The organism is Actinosynnema sp. NPDC059797 (assembly GCF_042732085.1).
Lineage (GTDB): Bacteria > Actinomycetota > Actinomycetes > Mycobacteriales > Pseudonocardiaceae > Actinosynnema.
In genome coordinates this window covers 1-9428 of the sequence record NZ_JBHWIE010000274.1, presented here as the reverse complement: position 1 = coordinate 9428, position 9428 = coordinate 1, and the positions used below count along the sequence as shown (strand labels likewise).

Sequence of the window (9428 nt, the reverse complement as noted above, 5' to 3'; positions counted from 1 at the left end):
CTGTAGTGCTCCCCACGCGAGCGGGGGTGGTCCGCCGGTCCGCCCCGGCATGGTCGCCACCGCGAGGTGCTCCCCGCGCGGGCGGGGATGGTCAACCCCTTCGCCATCTCTCGGGCGATCTGGCCCTGTACTTCCCGCGCGAGTGGGGGTGGTCCCCGGCACGGCCTGCGAGCACAAATTCGACACAAGATCGTCCCTCGTAAGCGAGGTGTCGCAATCCGCAATGTCGGTCAGGAGGCAGGCCGTAGTACTTCATTGCTGGATCAGGTGGGACAACGACCGGTCAGGACCGGCGACGGAACCAGAGTCAGCCGCTGGTGCCGTCGTCCCATTTTTGCGGACTCCAAACAGCGCCGTTACTCCTTACGGGTGTACTCGAAGGCTGGCCTGTAACGCTTGTCGAAGGTGTGAGTATGTCCTCGCTGTGATCCACGGCTTGCCGCCGTTTGAGGGAAGGGACGTTCATCCATGGCGACCGACTGGCGCAGGGTCTGGGCGAAGTCCGTCCGTGATCCGCAGGGCCGGTTGACGCACTGGTTGCCGTTGCAGCAGCACCTTGACGACTCGGCGGCCGTCGCGGGGCGACTGGTCGACGAGTGGTTGTCTCCACAGGTCACAAGACGCATCGCGCAGGATCTTCCCGATGGCGTGGAAGGTGTGCGTCTGCTTGCCTGTTGGCTTGCCGGGGTGCACGACGTGGGTAAGGCCTCCCCCGCGTTCGCCATTCAGGTGCCGGTGCTGGCCAATGGGATGCGCGAGTCCGGGTTGTTCGTGCGGGAGGCTCTGTTATCCCATCCCGAGCGCGGCCGTGTGCGTCATGAACTGGTCGGCCACCTGGTTGTCCGTGATTTCCTGGCCGGCCGTTTCGGTTCCCGTCGCAGCGTCGTCGTCGACCAGTTGGCCAGTGTGGTGGGCAGTCACCACGGTGTGCCGCCGGAGCGGTTGTCGCTGCAGGAGATCGGCGACGAGCGCGAACTGGTCGGCGAGGGCGCGTGGGAGCGGGCCCGGTTGTTCTTCCTGGAGCGGGCTTCCGCCGGGGTGCCGTTGGAGCGGTACCGCGACGTGCGGTTGAGCCGGCCCAGCCAGGTGCTGTTGACCTCGATCGTGGTCCTGGCGGACTGGATCGCCTCCAACGCCGAGTTCTTCCCGCTGCTGGAGGCCCATGAACCGCCGGAGGAGTTCGACCTGGCGGCGCGCCTGGAGTTCGGTTGGAAGGAACTGGGGCTGCCCCCGCGGTGGCGTCCGCGGCGCGTGGGTTGCGATGTCGACCTGGCGTTCCGCTCCCGGTTCGACCCCGAGGCCGCCGGTGCGCGGCCGGTGCAGGCGGCAGCGGTGCAGACCGCGGCGGCCATGGCCGGACCGGGGTTGATGATCGTCGAGGCCCCGATGGGCGCCGGCAAGACCGAGGCGGCGCTGCTGGCCGCGGAGGAGTTGGCCGCGGCGTCCGGGGCCGACGGGGTCTTCGTCGCGCTGCCCACCCAGGCGACCACTGACGCCATGTTCGGCCGGGTGCACCGGTGGTTGAGCGCGCTGCCCGGCCGTGACGGCTCGGTGAGCGTGACGCTGGCCCACGGCAAGGCCTCGTTGAACGACCGGTTCGCCGGGCTGGTGCGCCAGGGGTGGTTCGCGCCCTGCGACGAGGACGACGAGACGCCGGCGGTGGCGCACCACTGGCTCGGCGGCCGGAAGAAGGGTGTGCTGGCCTCGTTCGTGGTGGGCACGATCGACCAGGTGCTGTTCGCTGGGTTGAAGAGCCGTCACCTGATGCTGCGCCACCTCGGGTTGGCGGGCAAGGTCGTGATCATCGACGAGGTGCACGCCTACGACGTGTACATGTCGCAGTACCTGCACCGCGTGCTGCACTGGCTGGGCGCCTACCGGGTGCCGGTGGTCCTGTTGTCGGCGACCCTGCCGGCCGACCGGCGGGCACAGTTGCTGGCCGCCTACGACGGTGGCACGCATCAGGTGCGGCCGGATCTGGGTTATCCCGTCCTCTCCTGCTCCGGCGGGATGGCTGTGCGGGAGCTGCCGTTGCCGGAGAGCGGCACGAGTGTGGCGCTGGACCGCCTGGACGACGACCTGGACACGCTGGTGTCCTACCTGCGCGCCCACCTGGTCGACGGCGGGTGCGCGGTCGTCGTGCGCAACACCGTCACCCGGGTCCAGGAGACCGCCCGGCGCCTGGAGGAGGAGTTCGGTCAGGACAACGTCACCATCAACCACTCGCGGTTCCTGGCCTGCGACCGGGCACGGATCGACAAGACTTTGCTGGACCGGTTCGGTCCGCGCGGCGAGCGTCCCGCCCTGCACATCGTGGTCGCCTCCCAGGTGGTCGAGCAGTCCCTGGACGTGGACTTCGACCTGATGGTGACCGACCTGGCCCCGACGGACCTGGTGCTGCAACGGCTGGGCCGGCTGCACCGACACCGCCGCACGCGACCCGCGCCCGTGCGGCGGGCCCGGTGCGCGGTGGTCGGTGTCGAGGACTGGGCGGCCGCGCCGGTACGGGCCGTGCCCGGCTCACGGCGCGTCTACGGCGAGCACCTGCTGTTGCGCTCGGCCGCGCTGCTGGTCGAGCGGGACGTGCTGGAGTTGCCCGCCGACATCGCGCCGCTGGTGCAGACCGCCTACGGCGCCGACCCCGTGGGTCCCGGCCCGTGGCAGGCGGCGATGGCGTCCGCGGCCGCGGACGCCGCGCGCCAGGCGGCCGCCCGGGTCGACGCGGCGCGGGCGTTCCTGCTCGACGAGGTCGGCTCGAGCAGGCTGTCGCTGGTCGGCTGGGTGCGGGCCGGGGTCGGGGACACCGACGACACCTCGCGGGGTGCGGCGCAGGTCCGCGACGGCGCCGAGTCGCTGGAGGTCCTGGTCGTGCAACGCGACGCCGCGGGAGGCCTGCTCACCCCGGACTGGATCGAACGCGGCGGCGCAACACCGATCCCCACCGATCTGGCGGTGGAGCCCGCGCAGGCCCGCGTCGTCGCGGCGTGCGGGCTGCGGCTGCCGGTGGCGATGAGCCACCCCGGCATCGATCTGGACGTCATCGACGCCTTGCAGCGCAACCACTTCCCCAGCTTCGAGGACTCGCCGTTGCTGCGCGGGCAGCTGGTGCTGGTGCTCGACGGCGAGCGCCGCGCCGTGATCAGGCACGGCAGGGCGCACTTCGGCGTGACCTATGACCCTCGCAAGGGATTGATGCATGACACACGATGAGACCGGGTCGTTCAACCTGGTCGACCGACCGTGGCTGATCGCCCGGACCTCCGACGGCGCGCTGGTCGAGCTGTCGTTGACCGAGGTGTTCGCGCGCGCCCACACGGTGGCCGGGCTGGTCGGCGACGTGCCCACGCAGGTGTTCGCGTTGACGCGGCTGCTGCTGGCCGTGCTGCACGGCGCGGAGGACGGGCCATGCGAGGTGGACCGGTGGGAACAGCTATGGGCGAGCGAGCAGCTGCCCCATGACAGGGTGCGCGCCTACCTGGAGCGCCATCGCGCCCGGTTCGACCTGTTCGACGAGAAAAGCCCGTTCCTGCAGGTCGCCGACCTGCGCACGGCCAAGGGCGAGGTGTCGGAGCTGAACAAGCTGATCGCCGACATGCCCAACGGTCACCCGTTCTTCACCACCCGGCTGGGCGGGCGGGTGTCGTTGTCCTTCGCCGAGGCCGCGCGCTGGGTCGTGCACTGCCACGCCTTCGACCCCTCCGGGATCAAGTCCGGCGCGGTGGGCGACGCCCGCGTCAAGAACGGCAAGGGCTACCCGATCGGCACCGGGTGGGCCGGCTACCTGGGCGGTGTGCTGCCCGAAGGGCCGACACTGCGCGACACGCTGCTGCTGAACCTGATCCCGTCGGAGATGGCGTTGGTGCAGCGGCTGCCCTCGGACCGCCCGCCGTGGGAACGCGACCCGCTCGGCGCCCACGAGGACGACCTGACCAACCGCCCGGCGGGCCCGGTGGACCTCTATACCTGGCAGAGCCGGCGCCTGCGCCTGGTCCGCGAGGGCGACCGCGTGACCGGGGTGCTGATCAGCAACGGCGACCGCATCGCACCCCAGGACAAGCACAACCTGGAACCCCACACCGGGTGGCGCCGCAGCAAGGCCCAGGAGAAGAAACTGCGCAGGGACCTGGTCTACATGCCGCGCGAGCACGAGCCGCAGAAGGCGGTGTGGCGGGGTCTGCAGGCGATGCTGCCCGGCGCCGTGCGCGCCCAGGGCAGCGAGGGCGCCCAGTTCCTGGCACCGCGGGTGCTGGAGTGGATCGCCGAGGTCGGGGACGTCATCGGCAGCGACTTCCCGGTACGCCTGCACACCATCGGCATGACCTACGGCTCTCAGAGCGCGACGACCACCGACATCCTCGACGACGTGCTGTCGGTGCGCGTGGTGCTGCTGCGGGTGCAGGACGCCCAACTGGCGAAGACGGCGGTGAGCAGTGTCCGGGCCGCCGAAGAGGCCGCACAGGCCCTGGGCAGGCTCGCCGAGAACCTCGCCGTCGCGGCCGGAGCGGGCAAGGACGAGCGGGAAGGGCCGCGGACGCGGGCCGGCGAACTGGCCTACGCCGAGTTCGACCCGTTGTTCCGCACCTGGCTGCGCGAGCTGCGCCCCGACACTGACCCGGTGGCCGCCGCGACCCGATGGCACCTGACCGCCGACCGGGCCGTCCGGGCCCTGGGCGCCGACCTGCTGCGGCAGGCCCCGATGAAGGCGTGGTCGGGGCGGGTCGTGGGCAACCGGCTGGTCACCTCCGCGCACGCGGACCGGTGGTTCCGCCGGGCACTGCGCCTGGCGCTGCCCTACGCGTACCCGGATACCGGCAACACCGACACCGGAGAGGACAAGGTCGCGTCGTGACCGTCACGCAACACCAGTCGGCGGCCGCGCCGAAACAGCCCAGGTGGGCTCCGTTGACCGCGGTCGGCGAGGAGGTGCACGCCCGGATCACGCCACTGCAGGAAGGCGTGCTGGCCGACCGGTCGGCGGCGGTGGCCGGACTGGCGCGACTGCGCCGCGGCGCGGGCAAGCCCGCGGGCAGCGTCAACGAAATCCTGCAGTACACCGTGTCGGAGAAGTTCGCCGGCCCCGCGGCCGGCGACGGGCCGACCCCGGCCGAGACGGCCGCGCACGTGGCGCTGACCCTGTACGCGGTGCACCAGCAGTCCCAACGCAAGCGGATGCACCAGCGCGGTCACGGGTTGGGTCGTGCGGTACGCCTGCTGCACCCCGAGGACTTCGGCAGCGTGGTCCCGCCGGTGCTGCGCCGGTTCCAGGCGCTGGGCACCGCGCAAAGCCTGGAGGAGCTGGTGCACCACCTGCGCGGCATGGTGCAACTGTTGCGCGTCCAGGCCATCCCCCTGGACTACGCGCTGCTGGCCGACGAGCTGACCCTATGGCAGCGCCGCGGTGGCGCCTCGATAGTGCGCCTGCGGTGGGGCCGCGCGTTCTACCGCGTCCCCGCCCTCGACGGCCAGGCCGCCGACTCCCAGTGATCCCCTCCCCCGTCTTGAAGGATTGGTCCATGTCTCGCACCATCGTCGACGTCCACGTGATCCAGACCGTGCCGCCCAGCAACATCAACCGCGACGACACCGGCAGCCCCAAGACCGCCGTCTACGGCGGTCGGCGGCGGGCGCGGGTGTCCAGCCAGGCGTGGAAGCGCGCCACCCGCGACGCCTTCGAGCAGCTGCTGGACCCGGCGGAGTTGGGAGTGCGGACCAAGCGGGTGGTGGAGCTGGTCGCCGAGGAGATCACGCGCCTCCGACCCGGGTTGGCGCAGCGGTCGGCGGAGCTGGCCGAGGCGGTGCTCACCGCGGCCGGGATCAAGATCGTGGCGGCCCGCAAGAAGGACGCCCCCAACGAGTCGGGTTACCTGCTGTTCCTGAGCAACCGGCAGATCCAGGGCCTGGCCGAACTGGCCGCCGAGGCCGCCGAGGCGGCCGGCGACGGCAAGCCGGAGATCAACAAGGCCGAGGCGCGGGCGCGGGCCGACCAGGCGCACTCGGTGGATGTGGCGTTGTTCGGGCGCATGGTCGCCGATGCCACCGACCTCAACGTCGACGCCGCCTGCCAGGTCGCCCATGCGCTGAGCGTGCACGCGGTGGACAACGAGTACGACTACTTCACCGCCGTGGACGACCACAAGAAAGCCGACACCGAGGAGGACGCCGGCGCCGGGATGATCGGCACGGTGGAGTTCAACTCCTCCACCCTCTACCGCTACGCCACCGTCGACGTCGACCGGCTGCACGACAACCTCGGCGACGCCGAGGCGACCCGCCGGGCGGTGGAGGCGTTCGTGCGCGCGTTCGTGGCCAGCATGCCCACCGGCAAGCAGAACACCTTCGCCAACCGCACCCTGCCCGACGCCGTACTCGTCGTGGCCCGGCAGACCCAGTCGGTCAACCTGGTCGGCGCGTTCGAGGAGGTCGTGCCCGACGACGCCGAGGGCGGGCGGGTCGTGATGGCCATCAGCCGCCTGGCCGAGCACACCCGCGAGCTGCACGAGGCCTTCGACGAGCAGCCCGTGGACGCCTGGGTGTTCGGGGTGGGCGAGAAGAAGGTCGCGCCGCTGGCGGAGCTGGCGCGGCGCACCACGTTCGACCCGGCCGTGCGCGAGGTGGGCGCCCTGGTCGCGCAGCGACTGGCGGCGCAGGCGTGACCACGCTGCTGCTGCGGCTGGGCGCCCCGTTGCAGTCCTGGGGCACCAGCAGCCGTTTCGTGCGCCGCAACACCGACCGCGCCCCCAGCCGCAGCGGCGTCCTCGGGTTGCTGGCCGCCGCCCAAGGGCGCCGCCGCACCGACCCGCTGGAGAACCTGCTGGACCTGCGCATCGGGGTGCGCATCGACCAGCCGGGGCAGCTGGAACGGGACTTCCAGACCGCCCGCACCCGCGACGGATCCACCTCCATGCCCCTGTCCTACCGCTTCTACCTCGCCGACGCCGTGTTCGCCGTCGCCATCGAAGGCGAACAGGCACTGTTGGAGAGCCTGGAGCAGGCGTTGCGCTCGCCGGTGTTCCCGCTGTTCCTGGGCCGCCGGTCCTGCCCGCCCGCGGGCAGGCTGCTGCACGGGCTGGCCGAGGGCGGCGTGCGAGAGCGACTGGAGCGGCACCCGTGGCTGGCCTCGCCCTGGGTGCAGCGCCGCCACCAGGGCCCGACCACGGACCTCGACATCGTGGTGGACTGCCCGCCCGGCGAACCCGACGCCGAACTGGTGCGCGACGAGCCGGTCAGCTTCGACCCGCGCGAACGCCGCTACCAATGGCGCTCGATCCACCGCACCACCGTCACCGTGCCCAACCCCGCCTACCGCACACCCACCTCCGCCCCCGGCCCGGTGGTCGACCCCTTCGACCCGATGGCGGCCTTCGAGGGGATCGCCTGATGTACCTGACCCGCTTCCAGATCAACCCCGCCCGCCGCGACGCCCGATCCATGCTCGCCTCCCCGCAGAAGCTGCACGCCGCGGTCATGGCCGCCTTCCCCACCACCACCCCGGACTCGGATTCGGCGGCGGGACGGGTGTTGTGGCGGGTGGACCGCCACCAGCACCAGGTCCTGCTCTACGTGGTCAGCCCGCACCGCCCGGACCTGACCCACCTGGTCGAACAGGTCGGCTGGCCCACCACCCACACCTGGGACACCCGCGACTACCAACCTCTGCTCGACCGGATCACCGTCGGCGGGCAGTGGGCCTTCCGGCTGCGCGCCAACCCCGTCAGCAGCCGCCGCAAAACCCCCGACTCGACCCGGTCCCAGCGGTTCGGGCACGTCACCGCCGCCCAGCAGACCGACTGGCTGCTCACCCGCGCCGAACGCCACGGCTTCACCATGGTCGTCGGCGAGCACAAGGAACCCGACGTCGCCGTCCGCGGCCGCGAGCACGTGACGTTCAAACGGCAGGGCTCCCACGTCACCCTGTCCACCGCGGTGTTCGAAGGGCACCTGGAGGTCCTCGACGCCCAGGCGCTGCGCACCGCCCTGGTCACCGGCATCGGCCCGGCCAAGGGCTACGGCTGCGGCCTGCTCACCCTCGCCCCCGTCCGCCGCGCCTGAACAGCCCCGCCCCCGGGCGGCACCTGTTCGGAAAAGTTCCGTGCCCGAGGAGTTCCGTGCCCGACATCCCCGGCGCCAAGCCGGTGCCGCTGTCCCAGCTCGTCCGGGCCCAGGACCGCCTGTCGTTCCTGTACCTGGAGCACTGCGCGGTCGGCCGCGACGACAACGCCATCACCGCCACCGACAAACGCGGCACCGTGCACATCCCCGCCACCACCCTCGGCGCCCTGCTGCTCGGCCCCGGCACCAACGTCACCCAGCAGGCCATGGTGCTGCTGGCCGAAAGCGGCTCCACCGCCGTGTGGGTCGGCGAACACGGCGTGCGCTACTACGCCCACGGCCGCACCCTGGCCGCCTCCTCCCGCCTGCTGGCAATCCAGGCCAGGCTCGTGTCCGACAACCGCTCCCGGCTGCGCGTGGCACGCCAGATGTACGCCATGCGCTTCCCCGGCGAGGACACCGACAGCCTCACCATGCAACAGCTGCGCGGCCGCGAAGGCGCCCGCGTGCGCCGCCTGTACCGCGAACACGCCAAGCGCACCGGCGTGCAGTGGCAACGCCGCGACTACGACCCCACCGACTTCGACTCCGGCACCCCGGTCAACAGGGCCCTGTCCGCGGCCAACACCAGCCTCTACGGCGTCGTGCACGCCGTCATCGTCGCCCTCGGCTGCGCCCCCGGACTCGGCTTCGTCCACACCGGCCACGTCAAGTCCTTCGTCTACGACATCGCCGACCTCTACAAAGCCGACATCACCATCCCCATCGCCTTCGACGTCACCGCCCGCGAAGTCGCCGACATCGGCACCGAAACCCGCCGCGCCGTCCGCGACCGCATGCGCGACGGCGCCTTCCTCGACACCTGCGTCCGCGACATCAAAACCCTGCTTCGCGAAGACGATGGCTTGATCGAATACGGCCCTGAAGCCTTCGAAGACCCCGACTTCGACAACAACGTCGTCATGCTCTGGGACGACAACGGCCGCGCCGTCGCCGGCGGCACCAACTACGACGACCAGGACAACGACCTGTGACCGTCATCGTCGTCGCCGCCTGCCCCATCGGCCTACGCGGCCACCTCACCCGCTGGCTGCTGGAAATCTCCCCCGGCGTCTTCGTCGGCAAAGTCAGCACCCGCGTCCGCAACCTCATGTGGGTCCGCGTCGTCGAGATGGTCAAAACCGGCCGGGCCATCATGGTCTTCCACGCCGACAACAAACAAGGACTCGACTTCAAAGTCCACCACCACGACTGGCACCCCGTCGACTACGACGGCATCCAACTCATGCTCCGCCCAGCCGACCCCGACGACACCGATACCACCCCGCTGACCTCCGGCGGACGCAACTGGAGCAACGCCGCCCGCCGACGCCGCTACG

8 protein-coding genes are annotated in these 9428 nt (G+C 71.2%); all 8 read left to right on the top strand.

Annotated elements, in window-relative coordinates; all coding sequences use genetic code 11:
* The first annotated feature begins 468 nt into the window (after window positions 1-468).
* Window positions 469-3210 (top strand): CRISPR-associated helicase Cas3', encoded by a 2742-nt coding sequence (cas3, locus tag ACFV4N_RS34035; protein WP_499676768.1) that lies wholly within the window; start codon window positions 469-471, stop codon window positions 3208-3210.
* Window positions 3197-4849: a type I-E CRISPR-associated protein Cse1/CasA gene (gene casA / locus ACFV4N_RS34030; protein WP_499676767.1), complete on the top strand. Its 1653-nt coding sequence runs from the start codon at window positions 3197-3199 to the stop codon at window positions 4847-4849. Before cas3 ends, casA begins: the two co-directional genes overlap by 14 nt.
* Window positions 4846-5484, top strand: coding sequence for a type I-E CRISPR-associated protein Cse2/CasB (casB, locus tag ACFV4N_RS34025; protein WP_499676766.1), 639 nt, complete (start codon window positions 4846-4848; stop codon window positions 5482-5484). Before casA ends, casB begins: the two co-directional genes overlap by 4 nt.
* Window positions 5485-5513: 29 nt before the next feature.
* The gene (cas7e, locus tag ACFV4N_RS34020; protein WP_499676765.1) at window positions 5514-6653 is read left to right on the top strand and encodes a type I-E CRISPR-associated protein Cas7/Cse4/CasC; all 1140 of its coding nucleotides are present in this window, start codon (window positions 5514-5516) and stop codon (window positions 6651-6653) included.
* Window positions 6650-7378, top strand: coding sequence for a type I-E CRISPR-associated protein Cas5/CasD (gene cas5e, locus ACFV4N_RS34015; protein ID WP_499676764.1), 729 nt, complete (start codon window positions 6650-6652; stop codon window positions 7376-7378). Before cas7e ends, cas5e begins: the two co-directional genes overlap by 4 nt.
* Window positions 7378-8049, top strand: a complete 672-nt coding sequence (cas6e, locus tag ACFV4N_RS34010) for a type I-E CRISPR-associated protein Cas6/Cse3/CasE (protein WP_499676763.1) — start codon at window positions 7378-7380, stop codon at window positions 8047-8049. The genes cas5e and cas6e overlap by 1 nt, the downstream gene beginning before the upstream one ends.
* Window positions 8050-8105: 56 nt before the next feature.
* Window positions 8106-9083, top strand: coding sequence for a type I-E CRISPR-associated endonuclease Cas1e (cas1e, locus tag ACFV4N_RS34005; RefSeq protein ID WP_499676762.1), 978 nt, complete (start codon window positions 8106-8108; stop codon window positions 9081-9083).
* Window positions 9080-9428 (top strand): type I-E CRISPR-associated endoribonuclease Cas2e (gene cas2e, locus ACFV4N_RS34000; protein ID WP_499676761.1); only part of this gene is annotated, 349 nt, incomplete at its 3' end. The genes cas1e and cas2e, both read left to right, overlap by 4 nt.

Bases quoted from the DNA above. Each gene is read 5' to 3' on its own strand.
- cas3 (WP_499676768.1), top strand. From the start codon at position 469: ATGGCGACCGACTGGCGCAGGGTCTGGGCGAAGTCCGTCCGTGATCCG.
- cas7e (WP_499676765.1), top strand. From the start codon at position 5,514: ATGTCTCGCACCATCGTCGACGTCCACGTGATCCAGACCGTGCCGCCC.
- cas6e (WP_499676763.1), top strand. From the start codon at position 7,378: ATGTACCTGACCCGCTTCCAGATCAACCCCGCCCGCCGCGACGCCCGA.
- casA (WP_499676767.1), top strand. From the start codon at position 3,197: ATGACACACGATGAGACCGGGTCGTTCAACCTGGTCGACCGACCGTGG.